Origin of the sequence: Aurantibacter sp., from assembly GCF_042094015.1 — a bacterium.
Taxonomy (GTDB): domain Bacteria; phylum Bacteroidota; class Bacteroidia; order Flavobacteriales; family Flavobacteriaceae; genus Aurantibacter.
Genome location: NZ_JBELDZ010000002.1, coordinates 19,324 through 41,484, shown reverse-complemented (window position 1 = coordinate 41,484; position 22,161 = coordinate 19,324). Strand labels below are relative to the sequence as shown.

Below are 22,161 nucleotides of genomic sequence, written 5' to 3'. Positions count from 1 at the left end.
TTTCAATAAATCTATTTAAGTAAATAAATCTGTTAATTAAGACTTCTTAAGGATTCATTCAAATTATCTTTTTTATCAATACCCATTTTTTTACGAAGTGAAAGTCTATAATTATAAATAGATTGTTCTTTAATTTGCATTTGGTTAGCGACTTGTTTTGATGTTAAATTCAGAACTAAATATGTAGCTACCTGAATTTCTTTTTGACTTAAATTAGGGAATTTTTGTTTTAGTTTAAAAATAAAATCTTGTTGTTCAGTACCAACTTTAGTATCAAGCGCAATTTTTTCTTTATTAATATCCATATTGTCTTTAATATAAATTTGGAGATTAGTAAGACCCGATTTAACTGCAGATTCAATAGCTTTTCTTTTTACACTTTTTATTTGGGTTAATAAATTATCTAATAATTTATTATGTTCATTAATGTGTATGGCATACTCAGTAATTTCTTTTTTGCCTTGTAAAATTTGAGCTTGTTTTAACGAATTCAATTCTTTTTCAACGATTAATGTTGTTTTATTTATACTATTGATTTTGCGCTGTCTGTATATAAAAAATATTAGTCCTATCAAGACAAACCCTAAAAGGATATTACGATATTGACTATTTTTTTTTTGAGAATCAAAAAGGGCTAATTTTTGATCTTTTACTAAAATATCTTGTTCATATTGTGCAATATCAAATTGTACTTTAAGTGTTTCAATTTCTTTTGTTTTATTTCGTTGAGCAACACTATCTCCATAAATCTTATATTTTTTATAGGCTTCTAACGCTGCTTTTGAATCCCCTGTGTTTTCTTGAATTTCAAATAGTTTTCGATAGCAAGCTTCAATATTTCCCATAATTTTATTTTCCTTAGAAATAGAAATCCCTTCATTTAACAATGCTATAGCTTTTATGGTATTTTGATTATGTATAGCTAAATTAGCTCTAGCCAGTTTTATTTGACCTAAACGAGTTGGTAGCCTTTCTTCGTATATTTTTTCTGCTTTATCTAAATAAAAATTTGCACTTTCAACATCGTTTAAAGCAGCTAAGCTTTCGGCATATAATCGATAAACAGAGGCTTTTGCATATTCACTATTTGTTTTTGGTAATAAAATGATAGCTTTTTTAAAGACAATAACAGCTTCTTTATATTTTTCGACCCCATTATAGTAATGACCAATATTATGTAAACATTTAATTTGTCCTATATAGTTTTCTTGATTTTCAGCTATCTCTAGTGCTTTTTCTAAAGAAACAAGTACTTCGTTACTTTTACCACTTTTTAAATATACTGTTGCCAGTCCATTATGTATATTATATAAAAACACATCATTATCAAGTTCTTTAGAAATTCTAAATGCTTCATTATAACGAAAACTAGCCTGCTCTAAATTATTTAATTGTATTTGAACAGTAGCTAATCCAATTTGTACCGCTATTTGATCTTTATTTTTAGCATTTGGAAGTGCATTTTTAAAAAACCGTAAGGCTTCTTTGTTATTAAACAATAAACGATGTGTATTTCCTAATAAAATTTCAGTGTTAGCTTTTTTATCTGTCTTTTCTAATTTTTTAAAAAGTTTAATGGACTTTTCTCCAAAATAAAAAACGGAATCGTATGTTGAACTTAAATAGTGAGCATGGGCAAATTGTCGGTAAGTTTCACCAAATAATAAACTGTCAGATTCTCTTTTTGCAATGTCTTTTAATATATGTGAATATTTAAAAATACTATCACTATTTTTTTCTTTTTCAATGTAATGATTCGCTATTTTAATTAGCAGTTTAATTGAGTCTTCTTCTTTTTTTAGCTCTTTTTTTAATATAGTTATTTGGTTTTGTGAAAAACTAAAAAACGACACTAAAAATAGTAGCATAGTTATTGATTTTACTAACTTTTTCATAATTATAAGCAAATTAAAAACGGGTATAAATAGTATACTAAAAACTTACTTTAGTAGGTTAAAAGTAATACTTTTTTATGGTAAAACAATAGTTGGAACTTAATTTAGCCAAGAATCAATTACAAAAATTGTTTAATTATGGATATTAAAAACAAAATATTAGTACTATCAACATTGCTTTTAACTTTAGGCGCTTTTGGGCAAGTAGGAATTGGGAACACGAGTCCGCAAGCAACATTAGATATATCAGCATCTAATCAAGCAACACCATCTAATGAAGACGGAATATTGATTCCTAGAATAGATACTTTTCCTGCTACAAATCCAACAGTAACTCAAGACGCAATGATTGTGTATTTAACGACTACAGATGGTACTGATGCTCCAGGGTTTTATTACTGGAATAACGCTACGACAAACTGGTTGCCGTTTGGAGGAGCATCTTCAGGTTGGGAAATAACAGGAAATGCAGGAACTTTATCTGGTACAAACTTTTTAGGTACTAGAGATAATCAAGCGTTAGACGTCAGAACAAACAATGTTATACGTGCTCGTTTTACTACAGATAGTAAATTAGAAATTTTAAATTCCGGTAATTCAGTATACATTGGTGAAAATGCCGGAGCAGCAGATCCAACAACTGTTGCTAAAGAAAACGTAATGATTGGTACTAATGCAGGTCAAGATATTACTACAGGTGCTAGTTCAGCTTTTGAAGGTGCATATAATACAGGTGTAGGATTTAATGCATTAGCAAGTCAAACCACAGGTAATAGAAACACAGTCGTAGGTAATAATGCCGCTTCAAATACTACTACAGGGAATTTTAATGTGGCAGTAGGACAAGACGCTTTGTTAAATGCTGTTAGTGCAAGTTATAATACAGCATTAGGACAAGATGCTATAGAAAATGTTCAAGGAGATCGTAATACCGCTGTTGGTTATCGTGCACTAGCTGGAAAACAAAATGCAACCATAGGATCAGCTACAAGAAATACTGTAGTTGGTACTCAGGCAGGATTACGCGTACAAGATGCTACAAACAATGTTTGGTTAGGTGATGATGTAGATCAATTTAACAACGATGGTATTCAAAATACGATTGTTGGTTCTCAAGCTGGAGCTAGCTTTGGTTCGGCAAGAGATCTTAACGGTAGAGTATTAATAGGTTACCAAGCCGGTAGTACTTTTGGAGGAGCTGACAATACATTATACATCGAAAATTCTGATAGTGAAACACCTTTAATATATGGAGAGTTTGATAATGATATTGTAAGAATTGGTGGTCAATTACAAATTGGAAGAAGCGATGGAACAGTTGGAAGTATTTATGCTTTTCCTACGGTTGATGGAACTACAGGTCAAGTGTTAACGACAGATGGTTCTGGAAACGTGACTTGGCAAAATGGAGGTTCAGGAGCATCAGCAGATGCTGATTGGTTCGCGCAAGGAACAACAGCTGCACCTACAGCAATTACAGATAATATTTTTACAAATGGTAATGTAGGTATTGGTGATACTACCCCTGATGCTGAATTAGATATAGAAGCGGCAACAGGTGATGCTACTTTGATTATTACTGCAGATCCAACAAATACGAATGAAGAAAACAACCCAGTGATAACATTGGTACAAGATGGTGGAGGTGTTACAGGTCAAATAGAAATGGGTAGTAATACTTTAAGCCCAAATGATTTAGTAATTAGTACGTCAAACACAAATTCTGATATTTTGTTTAGACCTGAAAATACTAATTCTGTTGCTTTTCAAACTGACGGGCAAGTTCGATTACATCAATATGCAACAACAACATCTTTTACTGGAACTGCAACTTCAATATTAGCTGTAGATGCTAATGGTAGAATTATTCAAGAAGCAATTCCTGGTTCAATTAACGCATGGGAATTAACAGGTAACTCAGGTACAACTTCTGGTACAAACTTTTTAGGTACAACAGATAATCAAGCGTTAGACGTAAGCACAAACAATGTTATACGTGCTCGTTTTACTACAGATAGTAAATTAGAAATTTTAAATTCCGGTAATTCAGTATACATTGGTGAAAATGCCGGAGCAGCAGATCCAACAACTGTTGCTAAAGAAAACGTAATGATTGGTACTAATGCAGGTCAAGATATTACTACAGGTGCTAGTTCAGCTTTTGAAGGTGCATATAATACAGGTGTAGGATTTAATGCATTAGCAAGTCAAACCACAGGTAATAGAAACACAGTCGTAGGTAATAATGCCGCTTCAAATACTACTACAGGGAATTTTAATGTGGCAGTAGGACAAGACGCTTTGTTAAATGCTGTTAGTGCAAGTTATAATACAGCATTAGGACAAGATGCTATAGAAAATGTTCAAGGAGATCGTAATACCGCTGTTGGTTATCGTGCACTAGCTGGAAAACAAAATGCAACCATAGGATCAGCTACAAGAAATACTGTAGTTGGTACTCAGGCAGGATTACGCGTACAAGATGCTACAAACAATGTTTGGTTAGGTGATGATGTAGATCAATTTAACAACAATGGTATTCAAAATACCATAATAGGCTCTCAAGCTGGAGCTAGCTTTGGTTCAGCAAGAGATCTTAACGGTAGAGTATTAATAGGTTACCAAGCCGGTAGTACTTTAGGAGGAGCTGACAATACATTATACATCGAAAACTCTGACAGTGAAACGCCTTTAATTGGTGGGGATTTTGCAAATAATCGTTTAGGTGTTAATGTTGATATGAGTACAACTGCTAATTTAACGCACACGTTAACAGTAGGAGGAAGTGTTAAAATTAATACCCTTATGAATTTAACACCAGGTACAGCGCCAGCAACACCAGCTGAAGGAGATGTGTATTATGATAGTGCTACTAAAAAAGTTCGTGTTTGGACAGGTGCTGCTTGGGAAAATTTAAACTAAAAATTGAATTAAGATGAATGATAGAGTTTTAATGGGTGTATTTGTAATAATAATTGTATTACTACTAGTTATTGCAATAAAATTAATACGTGATGGCATTATGATAAGTAAAGAGTCTAAAGAAAATGAATATTAGTTAGGAACATTTAATTAACAAATAGAAATATGAAAAAAATATATTTACTTGGTTTGATTTTTATATCAACTATCATGTCAATGAACGCGCAAACAGTTACAGATTATATTACGGATTTATCTGGACCAAGAGGCTTACTTTTAAATGGAAACGATTTATATATTGCAGAGGCTACTGCTGGAAAAATATTAAAAGTAGATATTACGCAAGCTAGTCCCACACCAGTTGAGGTAGTTACAGGTTTAATTCAACCAAGAGCATTAGCTTTAGATACTAATAATAACATGCTTTATATAGCAGAGTGGGGTAACGAAAGAATTATAAAGATAAATATTACTCAATCTTCCCCAACGCTGCAAGTGGTTACTACAAATATAACAACACCTTATAGTTTAGCACTATCAGGTAATGAGCTGTTTATTGCAGATTCACTAATTGGTAAAATTTTAAAACTTAATATAACAGATGCTATTCCTACTGTATCAACGGAAGTTATAACGGGTTTAGGTTACCCGCAATCAATTGCTATTAATGGGAATGACTTGTACATTAGTGAAGGAACTAATGATTTGATTTCAAAAATAGATGTTACGCAAACAACTCCAACTAAAACTATAGTTTTAGCGACAACAGGATCTCCTTTTCACATGTCGATGATTAGCGGCAAATTATATTTTACTGAAATCGTTACAGATAAATTAGCATCTTTAGATGTTAATGCAGCAACTCCTACTACATCAACAGATGTTGTTACAGGTATTAATGGGGCATATGGGCTTGTTTATGATGGGACAGACTTTTATGTGGGAGCACTTTTTGACAATAAAATTGTAAAAGTTGAAAACCTATTATCGATTAATGAAAACGAGTTTAACAAAAACAATGTTAAGATTTATCCTAATCCAACTTCAAGTTTTTTGAAAATTTCTGGCTTACAAAAACCAGAGCCATACAAAATATATAATAACCTTGGGCAACAGGTTACTTCTGGAACAATCTCTAAGAGTGAAAGTATTGATGTAACAAAATATATGAATGGTATTTATTTGATTACTTTTTCTTCTGGAACTTCACATAAGTTCATAAAAAAATAAATAGATGCTACCACAGGATAAAAATATTATGAAAATAAAATTATCTTTAAAGGTTATTGTAGCCTTCTTGTTCGTTAACGTTACTCTTGCTCAAACAGAGAAACAAAGAGCAGAAATTAAAAGTACATATAATAAAGATGTTTTAAACACAATTTCTCAAAACATTAAAACATATACAATTCAACAAAAAGCAGCAGTTAAGCGCTTAGTTTCAGAAGGACATAGTGAGTTTATTTATCATAAAGATGGTACTTTTGATCAGCTTACAGGTATTTCTGCAGATGATAGTCCGATGTATCTCTCTTTATATAATGATGATTCTGCAGATGCAGTAAATGCTTCAGCTTTATATACTGGTGGAAGTCTTGGTTTAGATATTAATGGTGAAGGTATGGTTGCTTATGTATGGGATGGCGGAAAAGTTAGAACTTCACATCAAGAATTTGATGGTACTAATAAGGTAGAGCAAGTTGATCATGAAGGTCCAGTTACACCAGCCGACCTAAATGGGAATAGTAGCCATGCAGTACATGTTGCAGGAACACTAGCAGCTCGAGGTGGTGTTCCAGCAGCTCGAGGTATGGCTCATAAAGCAATTATAAAATCTTATGATTGGATTGACGAGTTTAATGAAATTAATAACGCTAGTTCTGGTGGTGCTTTAATTACTAACCATTCTTATGGTTTAACTACTAGTTCAGCTCCGGATTGGAAATTTGGTGCATACTCAGATGTGGCTTACTTTATTGATCAAATGACGGATGCATATGAATTTTATTTATTTGTGACCGCTGCAGGAAATGATGGGAACACAGCATACAATGGTTCACCTTTAGAAAGTAACTCTGCTTACGATAAACTAACTTGGAGAGCAGTTACTAAAAATAGCTTGTCTGTTGCAAACGGATATAATCCTATAATGGACGCTAATGGTAATATTACCAGTTTTTCAAGAAATAGTACAAGTAGTGAAGGTCCAACAGATGATCTAAGAATAAAACCGGATATCACAGGTATTGGAACAGATGTTTATTCTTGTGGAGTTACTGCAGATAATACTTACAGAACGACATCAGGTACTTCTATGGCATCACCAAATGTCTCCGGCACTTTACTTTTATTACAACAATATTACAATCAAGTTGAAGGTAATTTTATGCGTGGGTACACGCTAAGAGGTTTAGCATTACATACTGCCGTTGACGATAATACACAAGTAGGACCAGATGCTCAAGTAGGTTGGGGACTTTTAGATGCTAAGACAGCTGCAAATGTTATCACTGACAAAGGAAATACGTCTCGTATAACAGAATCAATTATTCAAAACGGACAACAGCTTTCTATTAATTATGATTCTGATGGTTCAGAACCTTTTCGTGTGTCTATTTCTTGGTTTGATGTTGGTTCACAAACAGTTAGTTATGATGGTGCTTCAGGACCAAATACTGGACCTAAAGTATTAATTAACGACTTAGATATTCGTGTCACTAAAGATGGTGTAACTTATTATCCTTGGCGTTTAACAGCGGTAGATGCTAATGCAAATGATGGTGACAACGATAGAGATAATTTTGAGCGTATCGATATCGAGAACCCTACATCTGGAACTTACACGGTTACGATTTCTCACAAAGGAACTTTACCTGCAGCAGGAGAAACATTTTCTTTAATTGTCACTGGTGTTGAAAGTAATAACCTATCTACCAGTTCATTTACTCAAAACGATATATCAGTTTTTCCAAATCCAACAAATAATGATTTAAATGTTAAATTGAATTCTAATAGTAGTGAGTCTATTTCTGTTAGCTTAATAGATGTTTTAGGTAGAAATGTTTTTAGTAAAAAATACAAGACTAATGGATCTGTATTTTCACAAAAAATACCAATGTCTAATTTAAAATCTGGAATGTATTTCTTACAAATCACTCAAAATGGGAATACTATTACTAAAAAAATTATGAAGAAGTAAAAATTTAGTTTTTAATCAAAGCTTCATTTCATAATGAAGCTTTAAAATAGTCTAAGAAAAATGAATTTGAATAAAGCTAGGTTTTTTTAATTGTTCTTAAAATAACACCAAACCTAAACATATTTACAGATCTGTCTATTAATTAGATAATTCATTTTGACTTTAAATTAAATGATAAATAAAACCCAAATAATAATTATTATGAAATTAAAATTATCTCTGAAGTGTATTTTAGCTTTCTTGTTAGTTAGCGTAAGCTTTTCTCAAAGCAACATTACGACTCCTCAATTGAGCAAAAACATTACACTTAACAGCAATAATCAAAAAGGTTTTGGTGATCTTAAAGACGCCACAAAAAAAAATATAGAACTTACAGGTTATGCAAGATGTTTAAGTGATGAAAACGAATTAATTCTACAACAAGAAAGTAAAAGTAGATATAGTAATGACGATTTTGAAAATTGGTTAAAACCTCACGTTGAAAAAATTAAAGCAGATAGATTAGCAGGAAAGTCTATTGCACCAATTTATAATATCCCTGTAATTATTCACATTATTCATAACGGTGATGCGGTAGCAACTGATGAGAATATTTCTTACAATCAAGCAATTTCTCAAATTCAAGTTATGAATGAGGATTTCCAAAGATTAGCAGGAACACGTGGTGGTGCAAATACTACTGGTGCTGCTGTAGATGTGCAAATTAGTTTTTGTTTAGCACAACAAGATGCTAATGGAAATCCTTCAAATGGTGTTGTAAGACATAATATTACTCCATATAGTAATACTGGTACTCCTGCTGTTACTGATGATTGGGAAGCAAGAAATGATGTAGAAACTATGAAAGCTACAACACAATGGGATCCAACCTTATATCTTAATATGTGGACAATTAAACCAGGTGGATTAACTCTTGCAAATGGTGGTTTAGATGGTTTATTAGGATACGCTCAATTTCCAGACAATTCTGGCTTAGGTGGTTTAAACACAAGTGGTGGTAATGCAAATACCGATGGTGTAGTTGCTGCTTTCGATACGATGGGTACTATGGATTTAGATGATGGTTCATTTAATATGAACCCAACTTACAACTTAGGTAGAACAATGACTCATGAAGTTGGTCACTGGGTAGGATTAAGACACACTTGGGGTGATGGACCTGCTTCAGGTAGTTGTGGTGTAGACGATTATTGTGCAGATACGCCAAACCAAGCACAACCAAATTACTCTTGTAATACCAACAATGACTCTTGTACGGGTGGTGGTATCGATATGGTTCAAAACTATATGGATTACACAAACGATGCTTGTATGGATACATTCACACAAAACCAGAAAGACAGAATTATTGCTGTTATGCAGAACTCACCAAGAAGAAATATGAATGCTTCTATTGGATGTAACACAGCTGCTCCAACAGCTAACTTTACAACCTCAGCGCCTGCATCTAGTCAAGAAGGCTCTGACTGTAATTTTACAGATTATACGTTTAATATTTCACTAAGTGATGGTGGTTCTCAATCAGCTACAGTAAGCCTTCTAAATTCAGGAACAGCAATAGAAAACGAAGATTTTGAATTAATTGATAATTCAGTAACTTTTACAGCAGGAGCAACTTCAGCTTCAGGAAATAATACCATTACTTTAAGAATATTTGAAGATGACTTTGTAGAAACAGACGAAACTATTACTTTAAATTTAAGTGTTAATACCGCTGGTAACACAATTGCTTCATTGGTAGAGTTTAATCACACTATCATTAGTGATGATTTAGATATTGCACAATCAACATATCAAGATTACCAAACTGATTTTCAGACTAGTAATTCGAATACTTGGTCTATTCTTAATGTTGACACCGCAACTTCTACTTGGTTCACAACTGATGTGCAGCCGGCAAGTAATTTATACCTTGCTGGAGTAATAGAAGGTTTTGCTGCAATTTCAACGTCTGATACGAATGATACTTCTACAGATGATTATCTTTTCACGGAAACATTCCCTGTATCATCAACAGCTAATAGATTAGATGTAAGTCATGCCTTATACTCATTAGGTAGCACAGAGGTTGCAGTTTTTTATATTTTAACAGAAAATAATGAATACATACAAATTGGTAATGCTTTTTTAGCACCTGGTTTTACGGGTAATAATGACTTAATAAATGTTGAAATACCATTTAATACACCAGAATTAATAGCTGTAAGAGGTACAAATATTAGATTAGTTGTACGTCATACTATAATTCCTACTCAAGGTTTTAATAATGATAATGGCTCACTAATTTGGGATACGTTAACGGTTACCGAATTATCTGATACTTTAGTTCAAACCGCTATAAATCAGTCTGTTTCAAATGATAGTGCACAGATTAACATTGTAGGTTCATTAAATGCGAGTGACAACAATACAGGTAATGCTATGTTAAGTATTTCACCAAACACTAATTTTAATTATGGCTGTACAGCAACCTCTGTATCTAGAGCAGGAACAAGTACTCAATCATATAATGGAAGTACAGTAGCAGATAATGTAATGGATAAAACTTTTACTATCACACCAACAAATATTAATAATTCAGGAAACGTAACTATAGATTTCTATTTTACAAACACTGAAATTAATGGTTGGACGTCATCTACAGGCAATGCACAAAATGCTTTAGGTGTGAGACGTATTGGAGCTTCAACTAGCGAATTCTCTACAATAACTATAACAAACTTTGGCGCAAATGCTTTAAAAGCTTCTGCTACGTTTACTCAAGGTATGGAAGGAACTTATTACTTTGGTAGAGCTGAATCTTTATCTGTAATAAAAAATAATAAATTTCAAGATTTTAGCATCTTCCCTAACCCAACAAATAATGTCATTAACATTGCTTTTAACTCTCAAAATAATAATAATAATAATAATAATAATAATAATAAAGTTAGCATAAATATATTAGATGTTAGAGGACGTTTAATTATGAAGAGAGACGACTTAAGTGTTAGAAGTGAAAAGTTTCAAACAAGCTTGAATGTATCAAATTTGGCTTCAGGCATTTATTTGTTACAAGTAAACCAAAATAACACATCTATTACTAAAAAGATTATTATTCAATAATAAGTCATCTAATAGTTAAAAAAGCTCAAATACATTGATTAGTATTTGAGCTTTTTTAATACTACATAAAAATTAAAATCATTAAAGCAAAAAATATGTCTTTTCAATGGCTACTTCTATATATTTTTTTTAATATATAATCTCATAAGGATATGGTATTTTAATAATAATAATAATAATCCATATTTATTTATTTAACACTAGCTTCTTAGTTACCTGTTTACCATTGGAATTTCCTATTATATAATAAATGCCATTTGCAAGATTACTCATATTCACACTTTTTTCAATATTTGAATCAACATCAAACGAATGTACTTTCTGCCCAAATTGATTTACAATTACAAAAGAACCATCAAAATCAGATTTTATATTAAATATACCTGAATTTGGATTTGGGTAGACCAAAAACAGCTCGTCCTTTTCAAAAGAACCTACTCCTAAAGTACTACAAGCCATAGTTCCATCTGTTATGGTTAAATCAAAAACACCATCTACATTTATAGAACTACCATCTAACAATACCCAATAATTTTCACCTGAGTCTAAACATTCTATGTTTAAATTTTCATTAAAAGATGAAGCTTCATAAGAGCTCACAAGTTCGGTAAGTGTTCCCGAACAAGTATTATTATCACTTGAGTACACAGCCAATTGTATATCTATAACATCTGTACCAGTTGGAAAAGGTAAATCTGAAACGGCATTAATTATAACATTCCCACTTGTTGGTGCTTGAAATTGAAACCAAACAGCTTTATCAATACTCCAATTACTTGGAGTAGGATCACTTGTAAAGGTCGCACAATTATTAGATTGACTTAAGGAAGGTGTTGCCACATTACCATTATCAGGAACTTGTCCTAAATTTTCGGCGTCGCATATTAAATCTGCTGCTTGTTGCACTCCATTATCTGTAATTTGTAGACCAAAATAACCTTCGCCTCCACCAGAAGGTATTAGTTGCTCTTCACCATCTACTAAAACATAATACGTAGTATTTGGCTTTAAACAAGACACTTGCAGGTCTTCATCAAATATTATTCCAGCACCTTGATAATCTTCACCTATTAAAGTTAAAGCTCCAGAACAAGTACCATTACTTGACTCATAAATAGCTAATTGTAAATCTATTTGATCTCCTACAGTTTGTGGATCACTATAGGCCGAAATTGATGTAACTGATCCAGAATTACTAGACGTAGTAAATTGAAACCACACACCTTGATCATTATTTCCACCCCAAGCATTTGGCTCTCCAGCACTTCCTGCACATAAGTTAGTATAATTACTAAGATTAGAATTACCAAGTGAATCCCCAGAAGCTAAAGCACCTAAATTTATAGCATTGCAAATTAAGTCATTACCATTATGTGGCCAAGAGCTAAAAATTGTTCTATATTGTAGCCTAATTTGCCATGTAACGGTACTTCCTCCACCACAAGAATCTCCTGTTACTGTAGTTGTATAGGTGTTAAGTGTTGTCCATGCTGATTGAAGTAAGTTAATACTAGCTGCAGGAATATTAATTGTTTGCAACGTAGTTACAGCATCACCAACTGTAGAGTTTACATCTCCAGGTAATGTGTCATCCTTTTCTCTTGCACGCCATCTAAACTGGTAACTAGTTGGAGCACTACAGCTATAAGTTTCTGAGAAAAAAATATCATTTGGAGTTTCAGATCCTAAACAATTTGTATTTTCGTATTCTACATTACCTTCTCCGATTCTCGAAAAACTATTATCCAAAATCTCGTAACACCAAACAGGATCACTATCTCCACTAGGAAACCCATCCATATCATCTAAATCAGTAAACACAGAAGATATACGAAATTCTACTGTAGCTTGCGCACTAACAGTCAAACTAGTAAAACTAAAAACAAGTAAAAGAATTAAACATTTGTTTTTAAAGTAATGGAGAGAAGAAGAATGCTTAGACATTATGTTTTGGTTAGTTAGTTAACTTTTTATCTGAAGTTCACTCAAAAAAAGAGTACAAGACAAGATTTTATCAAGCTACAGACCTCAAAGATAGCAATTTATTAATTTCTTCTTATGAAACATAAAAACATTGAGATTAATAAGACATAAATATATTATTAACTTAAACAACATAACAAGTCTAACATTAACCTTAAAAAAATCCCATAAACCCCAACAAATAAAAAAACTAAATAAAAAGTCTTTTATAATTACCTTTACAAACAAAAGCAAAACCACTTTGAAAGATCTTTTATTAATAACACCACCATTTACACAGTTAAATACGCCATATCCGGCAACTGCGTATTTAAAAGGTTTTTTAAACACTAAAAACATTAGTACTTTTCAGTGTGATTTAGGTATAGAAGTAATTTTAGAATTATTTACAAAAAAAACGTTTTCAGAGTTATTTAATATTGCTTTTAAGAATGACACTATCTTTTCAGAAAATTGTAAAAGAATTTATGCGTTACGTCAAGATTATTTAAGACCATTAGACAACGTTGTATCTTTTTTACAAGGAAAAAAACCAACGTTTGCACGTTTACTGTGTACAGATTCTTATTTACCACAAGCTTCTCGTTTTGATCAGTTAGACGATATGGAATGGGCTTTTGGCTCTATGGGTTTACAAGATAAAGCCAAGCATTTTGCAACACTATATTTAGAAGATTTATCGGATTTTATTATAGAATGTATAGATCCAAATTTTGGTTTTTCACGCTATGCAGAACGCTTAGGTCAAAGTGCCAATAATTTTAATACTTTATATGAAGAATTACAGCTAGAGTCAACTTACATAGATGATATCACGCTAAAACTTTTAGATCAAAAACTAAAAACTACGCAACCTAAATTGGTATGTATTTCTGTACCATTTCCTGGTAATTTATATAGTGCTTTTAAATGTGCTCAGTTTATAAAAACGAAATACTCTGAAATTAAAATTTCGCTTGGTGGCGGATTTCCAAATACAGAGTTACGCCAAATAAGAGATACACGTGTTTTTAAATTTTTCGATTTTATTACATTAGACGATGGCGAATTACCGTTAGAACTTTTACACGAACACATCACTTCTACTCCAACCGAAAACCCTGAATTTAAACGCACCTTTTTATTAGAAAACAACCACGTTGTTTATAAAAACAATACCACAAAACTAGATTATAAACAGGCTTTAGTTGGCACGCCAGATTATTCAGATTTACAGTTAGATAATTATATTTCTGTTATAGAAATAGCCAATCCAATGCATAGTTTATGGAGCGATGGTAGATGGAACAAATTAACAATGGCACATGGTTGTTATTGGGGGAAATGTACTTTTTGCGATATTAGTTTAGACTACATTAAAATTTACGAACCTATTGCTGCTAAATTATTAGCAGACAGAATGGAACAACTTATAGACCAAACGGGAGAAAACGGATTTCATTTTGTAGATGAAGCTGCGCCACCAGCTTTAATGAAAGCTTTAGCTTTAGAAATTATAAAAAGAGGTTTAACCGTAACTTGGTGGACCAACATTAGATTCGAAAAAAACTTTACCAAAGACTTATGTTTATTACTTAAAGTCTCTGGTTGTATTGCAGTTTCTGGTGGGTTAGAAGTCGCATCGGACAGATTATTAAAATTGATTGATAAAGGCGTTACAGTAGAACAAGTGGCAAAAGTAACTCGCTATTTTACGGAAACCAATATTATGGTTCACTCCTATTTAATGTATGGTTATCCAACCCAAACCGAGCAGGAAACTATAGACAGTTTGGAAATGGTACGTCAGTTATTTGAGCTTGGAATTATTCAATCTGGATTTTGGCATCAGTTTGCTTTAACTACTCATAGTCCCATTGGTAAAGATCCCGAAGCTTATAATATTACGCCACATTACAACAATATTTCTTTTGCAAATAACGATGTAGACTTTACCGATAATACAGGAATAGATCACAGTAAATTTAGTTTTGGATTAAAAAAATCATTATTTAATTTTATGCACGGAATTGGTTTTGATTTAGAATTAAAAGATTGGTTTGATTTTAAAATTCCTACAACTACTATTAATCCTAATTATATTGAAGATTGTCTTACTGAAGAACAAAACTTTAGCATAAAATCTAAAGCTAAAATAGTCTGGTTAGGTCATGAACCTTTAGTCGAAGAATTTTCGAAATCTAAAAAAGGACAAACGTTTTTCCAATTAAAACTAACGTTTCATAATAAGACCGAAACACATCAAATCACTCTAAATAAAAATGAGGGTAATTGGCTACTAAGCAAATTACCAGAATTAAAACCAACAAATTCTACTACTTATACTTTTGGGGAACTTAAAACAGATTTTGAAACTGAGTTTGAGAATTTTGAATTATTCTGGTTTTCTAAATCTATATTAGAATTACAAAATTTCGGATTATTAAAAGTTTAAAATCAAAAACTACTCACTTGAATTTGTTCTTTTTTTTAAACTAATTTCATTTAACTATTATTTTAATAGATTAAAACAATTTCATATTGTCCTGTTAAACGAACTTTAAAATCTTCATCAAAAAAATTACCAACTAAATAACATACCTTTGTTGCAAAGCAAAAAAAATGTCATTCAAAGCCTTAAAATTAAACAGACCAATACTTCGTGCAATAGCAGAATCTGGCTACGATAATCCTACATTAATTCAGGAAAAAAGTATTCCATTAATTTTAGACAGACAAGATATTATAGCTTCAGCTCAAACTGGAACAGGAAAAACAGCTGCGTTTGCACTACCAATTCTTCAACAATTATACGACAGACAAGATGCACCTAAAAAAGGAAAAACAGTAAAAGCTTTAATAGTTAGTCCAACTAGAGAATTAGCTGTACAAATTTCAGAAGATTTCACTAAATATAGTACACATACCAAATTAACCTCTACAGTAGTTTTTGGTGGTACAGCTTTAGAACCACAACAAGAAGCTCTAAAAAATGGCGTTGATATTTTAATTGCAACTCCAGGTAGACTTTTAGACCTACATAAACAAGATATAATAAACTTAGACTATATAGAAACCTTAGTTTTAGACGAAGCAGATTTAATGCTAGATATGGGTTTTATAGACGATGTAAAAAAATTAGTGCGTCTATGTCCTAAAACAAAGCAAACCTTATTGTTTTCGGCAACAATTCCATTTAAAGTAGAACAACTAGCCAAAGACATTTTAAAAGACCCTAAACGTATAGAAGTTTCTCAAAACTCATCGACTTCAAAAAATGTGAGTCAGCAATTATATTTTGTCCCTAAACCAGATAAAATTGAATTATGCTTGCACTTATTAAGAAATACCATAAAAGGTCATATTATTATATTTAGACGTACTAAATATGGCGTAGATAAATTATATCAATCGCTACTTAAAAATGGCTTTAGTGTAGAAAGTCTTCATGGAGACAGAAGTCAAACAGAAAGACAAGAAGCTTTAAAAAGTTTTAAAAAGAAAAAAGTAGATATTCTAGTTGCTACAGATGTTGCTGCTCGTGGATTAGATGTGGATAGTTTAGATGCAGTAATTAATTTTGACTTACCTAACATTCCAGAAACCTATGTTCATAGAATTGGAAGAACAGCTCGTGCAGGACAAGTAGGAATAGCCTATTCTTTTTGTTCTGCAGATGAAAAAGCATATGTTTTAAGTATACAAAAACTAATCAATTTACAATTAAATGTAGTGGAAGACCATCCATATCCACTAGATCCTAAAGCAAAAAAAGAAGTTCACACTTCTAATAAAACTGGAAGTAAGCATAAAAAAGGACGAAAAAGTGAAGCGTCTAAAAAGAAGAAAAAACGTTGGTATTAATTTACAACAAGGTAAGTTTTAAAAAAGCCTAATAAAATTGAAAAAACCAAAAAAACATAGTATACAACAATAAATCAGGCATTGTTTTTGTTATATTTGAGACTATGATAGTACGTTTTACACTTTTTGCATTTATAAGTTTTATTACATTTAATGTTTCTGCTCAGACTAAATTATTAGATAAAGAAAGTAATAATCCTGTACCATTTGCAACTATTTCGTTTGGAAATGGAAATGGCCTTTTTGCAGACGATGAAGGTTCTTTTCTTTTTACAAAAAAATTGTATAGTGATATTGACACGTTGTATATTTCATCTGTAGGATTTAAAGATTTTAAAATCCCAACAGAGAATTTACCAAAAACTATAACGTTAGAACCATTTTCAAATCAGCTACAAGAAATTACAATAACAGCAAAACCAAAAGGTAAATTTAGAATTAAAGAAATAGACCCTGTTTTTCATAACGATTATCATCAATGTTGGTTACCAACTATAGAATCTGAAATTGCTGTATTTTTTCCAAATAAAGAAAAATTACCAAAACGCATTACAAAACTCTATATTCCAATAAAAACTGAGGCAAAAGATTGGCGCACTAGAAACAGAAAAGACACTAAAAAACGTAAATTTTCCACCTTATTCAGAGTTCAATTCTATGAAAATATTGATGGGTTTCCTGGGGAAGTTATTAATTATGGAAATATTGTTTTTGTTGCCACTGAAGAAAACGAGAAGTTTTACGAGTTAAACATTAAAGAACATAACATTTATATTCCTAAAAATGGGGTTTTTGTATCGATTCAAATAATGGGATTTACAGATCCAAAAGGAAAATTATTACCAAACAAAAAATACCAAGAAGTAAAAACCAGACGTGGTATTGTTAAAGTATCTACAACTTTTAGGCCTTTACTTCCATTTACAAACACCATTTTAGAAAAAAGAACTTTTGTAAAACGTATCTTTTTAAATGATGGAAACTGGATTTTATTTGATAAAAAAAACATATCTAACTCTAACCTTTTAGCTAAAGGAATGAACAATTATGGTATTGGTTTAAAAGCAGAAGTCTATTATCAAAATAAAGACTAATATTTTTTAATTCTTAGCTTTTCTATATCATTAATTATTGTATTTTTAAGTTTCAACTTAGCCTAACTTGAAACGTATGACGGATTTACAAATCGAACAAGAAAATGCTGCTATAACAAATGCTTACAGAGAATTACTTCGTGTAAGCTATTTAACGTTATCTGAAGACGATAAAAAACTAATCCGAAAGGCTTTTGAAGTTGCTGTAGATGCACACAAAGAGCAACGCAGAAAAAGTGGCGAAGCTTATATCTTCCATCCAATTGCAGTAGCAAAAATTGTAGCACAAGAAATTGGTTTAGACGCTACATCTATTGCTGCAGCTTTACTTCATGATGTAGTAGAAGACAACGAAGACTATTCAATTAACGACATAGAACAGTTATTTGGAGAAACCGTTGCACGAATCGTAGATGGGCTAACTAAAATTTCTTCACTTAAAAAAGATAAGGACGTAAGCTTACAAGCTGAGAATTTTAGAAAAATGCTCCTTACTTTAAATGACGATGTACGTGTAATTATTATAAAGATAGCAGATAGATTGCATAATATGCAAACTATGGACTCAATGCGTGCAGATAAACAAATTAAAATTGCAAGCGAAACTTTATACATTTATGCGCCTTTAGCGCATAGGATTGGTTTGTATAATATAAAAACAGAACTTGAAGATTTAGGTCTAAAATATACTGAACCAGAAGTCTATAATGACTTACAAAGTAAGCTAGAAGAAAGCAAAGAAGAGCAAGATCAATACATAAAAGAATTTAATGAAATAATAAAAACGTCTTTAGATAGAGAAGGTTTAGATTACGCTATAAAAGGAAGACCAAAATCCATTTTTTCTATTAAAAGAAAGATGGCAAAACAAGGCGTGAGTTTTGATGAGGTTTACGATAAATTTGCTGTTAGAATTATTTATAAAAGTGAACCTAAAGATGAAAAGTTTTTTGCTTGGAAAATCTACTCAATAGTAACAGATCATTTTATCCCTAACCCTATTAGGTTAAGAGATTGGATTTCTTCTCCAAAATCTACAGGTTATGAAGCTTTGCATATTACAGTTATGGGACCAAAAGGTCGCTGGGTAGAAGTGCAAGTAAGAAGTGAAAGAATGAATGAAATTGCAGAAAAAGGTTATGCTGCACATTATAAATATAAGAACCAAGGTGATAAAGAAGACAGTTTAGATATTTGGGTTAACCGCCTACAAGAAGCTTTGGAGAATAACACTACAAATGCAGTAGATTTTGTAGAGCAATTTAAATTAAACTTATATTCTAAAGAAATCTTTGTTTTTACACCTCAAGGAGATTTAAAATCCTTGCCTAAAGGTGCAACACCTTTAGATTTCTCGTTTAACATCCATACACAAGTTGGTATGAAAACACGTGGTGCAAAAGTTAATGGAAAACTAGTACCGCTAAGTACAGAATTAAAAAGTGGAGATCAGGTAGAAATTATTACCTCAGAAAATTCTAAGCCAAATCCAAACTGGCTAAACTATGTTTCTACCTCAAGAGCTAAAAGTAAAATTAAATCACTTTTAAAAGAGGAAAAGAAATTAATTGCCGAAGATGGAAAAGAAATTTTACGACGAAAATTAAAACAATTAAAAATAACTATAAACGAGAAATCTATTAACGAAATGGTTAGTCATTTCAAATTAAAAACAAGTTTAGATTTATTTTATCGTGTTGGTATTGGAACCATAGATAGTCCTGCCATAAAAGGTTATGCTGCTTCAAGAAGCAATGCCTTAATGAATTTTATTAAAAATAAAATTTCTAGAAAATCTGATACAAACAAAGACACAATTAATAAAGATGAAGTTACAGATAAATTCGATTTATTAGTTTTTGGAAAAGAGGAAGAACGATTAGACTACAAACTATCATCCTGCTGCACACCAATTCCTGGAGATACTGTTTTTGGTTTTATTACTATAAATGAAGGTATAAAAGTTCATAAAAAAAATTGCCCAAATGCCGTAAGTCTTCAATCAAATTATGCTTACAGAATTATTTCGGCTAAATGGATAGACTCTTCACAACAAGAATTTACTGCTCAGATTAAATTAACTGGAATTGACAACGTTGGCTTGTTAAATGATGTTACCAAAGTAATTTCTTCAAATATGCATGTAAACATAAATGGCTTAAATTTCCAGTCAGATGATGGCGTTTTTACAGGTAATATTAATCTTGTAATAAAAAACAAAAATCATTTAAAAAAGCTAATTGAAAATCTTAAGAAAATTAATGGTATTCATAAAGTCGATAGAGTTTAAAAATTGTGTAAATTTGCAACCGCAAATATGAATGAAACAACAACATTAAAAAACCAAGATATTGTAAAAAATGTCTTTACTAAGTTTTTAGAGACCAAAGGCCATCGAAAAACACCAGAACGCTACGCTATCTTGCAAGAGATTTATGAAAGTGACGAGCATTTCGATATCGAATCTTTGTACATAAAAATGAAAAACAAAAAGTATCGTGTTAGCAGAGCTACACTTTACAATACGATAGAATTACTTTTAGAATGTGCCTTAGTTCGTAAACACCAATTTGGACAAAGTCAAGCTCATTATGAAAAATCATATTTCGATAAACAACACGATCACGTTATATTAACAGATACTGGCGAGGTTATCGAGTTTTGCGACCCAAGAATTCAAACTATTAAAAAAACCATCGAAGAGGTTTTTGATATCAATATAACCAATCATTCATTATATTTTTACGGCACACGTAAAGATACTAAATAACTAAAAAAATGGCAGTAGATTTACTACTTGGATTACAATGGGGAGATGAAGGCAAAGGAAAAATTGTCGATGTATTAACAGCAAACTATGATATTATCGCTCGTTTTCAAGGAGGACCAAATGCAGGTCATACTCTAGAATTTGACGGTATTAAACATGTTTTAAGAACTATTCCTTCTGGAATTTTTCATAAAACCTCTACCAATGTTATTGGTAATGGTGTTGTAATTGACCCAGTAGTTTTTATTAAAGAATTGGAAGGTCTTGATCAATTTAAAATTGACTATAAAAAAACACTTATCGTTTCTCGTAAAGCTCATGTCATTCTTCCAACACATCGTTTATTAGACGCTGCAAGTGAAGCTAGTAAAGGAAAAGCAAAGATTGGTTCTACATTAAAAGGTATTGGTCCAACATATATGGACAAAACCGGACGTAATGGAATTAGAATTGGTGATTTAGAATTACCTAACTGGAAAGAAAAATACCGTAGCCTTGCTAATAAACATGAAGCTATGATTAAATTCTATAACGTAGATGTACAGTATGACTTAGACGAAATGGAAGTGGAATTTTTTGATGCTGTAGAACGTTTAAAAGAATTACAATTTATAGATAGTGAAGAATTTATTAACAGCAACTTAAAAGCAGGAAAAACAGTTTTAGCAGAAGGTGCTCAAGGATCTTTATTAGATATAGATTTTGGAACATATCCATTTGTAACATCAAGTAACACAACTGCTGCTGGCGCTTGTACAGGTTTAGGAGTTGCTCCAAACAAAGTAAAAGATGTTTATGGAATATTTAAAGCTTATACCACTCGTGTAGGTTCTGGGCCTTTTCCAACAGAATTATTTGATGAAGTTGGAGCTAAAATGGCTAAGATTGGTAACGAATTTGGTGCTGTTACAGGAAGAGCAAGACGTTGTGGTTGGTTAGATTTAGTAGCATTAAAATATGCAGTAGATGTAAATGGAGTTACACAATTAATGATGATGAAATCTGATGTTTTATCTGGATTTGATTCTATTAAAGTAGCAACTAAATATTTATATAAAGGAAAAGAAATTTCTCACTTACCATATAGTATTGAACCGGAAAACGTAACACCTATATATCAAGAATTTAAAGGTTGGAAAGAAGACTTAACTAAAATGAGTACTGAAGCTGAACTACCTAAAGAAGTTCACGATTATATTGCATTTTTAGAAAAAGAATTAGACACACCAATAAAAATAGTTTCTGTTGGACCAGACAGAAAACAAACAATTTTCAGATAGTCTATTTTTAAATATAGTAACAAAAACCTGCCTTTAAATCTATTGGCAGGTTTTTTGGTATTAAATATTT

The 22,161-nt window shown here is 31.7% G+C and carries 12 protein-coding genes; 10 read left to right on the top strand and 2 right to left on the bottom strand.

What is annotated here, in order from left to right:
- Positions 1 to 32 precede the first annotated feature (32 nt).
- The gene (locus ACFDSN_RS00600; protein ID WP_375237873.1) at positions 33 to 1,895 is read right to left on the bottom strand and encodes a tetratricopeptide repeat protein; all 1,863 of its coding nucleotides are present in this window, start codon (positions 1,893 to 1,895) and stop codon (positions 33 to 35) included.
- 138 nt (positions 1,896 to 2,033) lie between these two features.
- Here ACFDSN_RS00600 and ACFDSN_RS00595 point away from each other — a divergent pair, with 138 nt between their 5' ends.
- The 4 genes from ACFDSN_RS00595 (at position 2,034) to ACFDSN_RS00580 (ending at position 11,121) form a co-directional block, all read left to right on the top strand.
- The gene (locus ACFDSN_RS00595) at positions 2,034 to 4,817 is read left to right on the top strand and encodes a beta strand repeat-containing protein (protein ID WP_375237872.1); all 2,784 of its coding nucleotides are present in this window, start codon (positions 2,034 to 2,036) and stop codon (positions 4,815 to 4,817) included.
- A gap of 216 nt (positions 4,818 to 5,033) precedes the next feature.
- Positions 5,034 to 6,047 (top strand): T9SS type A sorting domain-containing protein, encoded by a 1,014-nt coding sequence (locus tag ACFDSN_RS00590; protein ID WP_375237871.1) that lies wholly within the window; start codon positions 5,034 to 5,036, stop codon positions 6,045 to 6,047.
- 28 nt (positions 6,048 to 6,075) lie between these two features.
- Entirely contained in the window at positions 6,076 to 8,016 is a 1,941-nt protein-coding gene (locus ACFDSN_RS00585) for a S8/S53 family peptidase (RefSeq protein ID WP_375237870.1), read from the top strand.
- Between the two features lie 288 nt (positions 8,017 to 8,304).
- Positions 8,305 to 11,121 carry a T9SS type A sorting domain-containing protein gene (locus ACFDSN_RS00580; protein WP_375237869.1) on the top strand — a complete coding sequence of 939 codons (2,817 nt, stop codon included), beginning with the start codon at positions 8,305 to 8,307 and terminating at the stop codon, positions 11,119 to 11,121.
- A 186-nt stretch (positions 11,122 to 11,307) separates the two neighbouring features.
- On the opposite strand, the gene ACFDSN_RS00575 is transcribed toward ACFDSN_RS00580, so the two are convergent.
- Positions 11,308 to 13,065: a T9SS type A sorting domain-containing protein gene (locus ACFDSN_RS00575; protein ID WP_375237868.1), complete on the bottom strand. Its 1,758-nt coding sequence runs from the start codon at positions 13,063 to 13,065 to the stop codon at positions 11,308 to 11,310.
- A gap of 280 nt (positions 13,066 to 13,345) precedes the next feature.
- Between ACFDSN_RS00575 and ACFDSN_RS00570 the strand changes: the two genes are divergently transcribed.
- The 6 genes from ACFDSN_RS00570 (at position 13,346) to ACFDSN_RS00545 (ending at position 22,091) form a co-directional block, all read left to right on the top strand.
- Complete coding sequence (locus ACFDSN_RS00570; RefSeq protein ID WP_375237867.1) at positions 13,346 to 15,538, top strand: B12-binding domain-containing radical SAM protein; 2,193 nt, start codon at positions 13,346 to 13,348, stop codon at positions 15,536 to 15,538.
- Between the two features lie 167 nt (positions 15,539 to 15,705).
- On the top strand, positions 15,706 to 16,947 hold the full coding sequence (locus ACFDSN_RS00565) for a DEAD/DEAH box helicase (RefSeq protein WP_375237866.1): 1,242 nt from the start codon (positions 15,706 to 15,708) through the stop codon (positions 16,945 to 16,947).
- A 104-nt stretch (positions 16,948 to 17,051) separates the two neighbouring features.
- Entirely contained in the window at positions 17,052 to 18,041 is a 990-nt protein-coding gene (locus ACFDSN_RS00560) for a hypothetical protein (protein ID WP_375237865.1), read from the top strand.
- Positions 18,042 to 18,117: 76 nt separating this feature from the next.
- Positions 18,118 to 20,331: a RelA/SpoT family protein gene (locus ACFDSN_RS00555; protein WP_375237864.1), complete on the top strand. Its 2,214-nt coding sequence runs from the start codon at positions 18,118 to 18,120 to the stop codon at positions 20,329 to 20,331.
- Positions 20,332 to 20,358: 27 nt separating this feature from the next.
- Positions 20,359 to 20,811, top strand: coding sequence for a Fur family transcriptional regulator (locus tag ACFDSN_RS00550; RefSeq protein WP_375237863.1), 453 nt, complete (start codon positions 20,359 to 20,361; stop codon positions 20,809 to 20,811).
- A gap of 8 nt (positions 20,812 to 20,819) precedes the next feature.
- Positions 20,820 to 22,091, top strand: coding sequence for an adenylosuccinate synthase (locus tag ACFDSN_RS00545; protein ID WP_375237862.1), 1,272 nt, complete (start codon positions 20,820 to 20,822; stop codon positions 22,089 to 22,091).
- Positions 22,092 to 22,161 lie beyond the last annotated feature (70 nt).

What these genes read in the sequence shown, in the direction of transcription:
- ACFDSN_RS00600 (WP_375237873.1), bottom strand. Translation starts at nt 1,895, where the DNA reads ATGAAAAAGTTAGTAAAATCAATAACTATGCTACTATTTTTAGTGTCG.
- ACFDSN_RS00595 (WP_375237872.1), top strand. Translation starts at nt 2,034, where the DNA reads ATGGATATTAAAAACAAAATATTAGTACTATCAACATTGCTTTTAACT.
- ACFDSN_RS00590 (WP_375237871.1), top strand. Translation starts at nt 5,034, where the DNA reads ATGAACGCGCAAACAGTTACAGATTATATTACGGATTTATCTGGACCA.
- ACFDSN_RS00585 (WP_375237870.1), top strand. Translation starts at nt 6,076, where the DNA reads ATGAAAATAAAATTATCTTTAAAGGTTATTGTAGCCTTCTTGTTCGTT.
- ACFDSN_RS00575 (WP_375237868.1), bottom strand. Translation starts at nt 13,065, where the DNA reads ATGTCTAAGCATTCTTCTTCTCTCCATTACTTTAAAAACAAATGTTTA.
- ACFDSN_RS00565 (WP_375237866.1), top strand. Translation starts at nt 15,706, where the DNA reads ATGTCATTCAAAGCCTTAAAATTAAACAGACCAATACTTCGTGCAATA.
- ACFDSN_RS00560 (WP_375237865.1), top strand. Translation starts at nt 17,052, where the DNA reads ATGATAGTACGTTTTACACTTTTTGCATTTATAAGTTTTATTACATTT.
- ACFDSN_RS00555 (WP_375237864.1), top strand. Translation starts at nt 18,118, where the DNA reads ATGACGGATTTACAAATCGAACAAGAAAATGCTGCTATAACAAATGCT.
- ACFDSN_RS00550 (WP_375237863.1), top strand. Translation starts at nt 20,359, where the DNA reads ATGAATGAAACAACAACATTAAAAAACCAAGATATTGTAAAAAATGTC.
- ACFDSN_RS00545 (WP_375237862.1), top strand. Translation starts at nt 20,820, where the DNA reads ATGGCAGTAGATTTACTACTTGGATTACAATGGGGAGATGAAGGCAAA.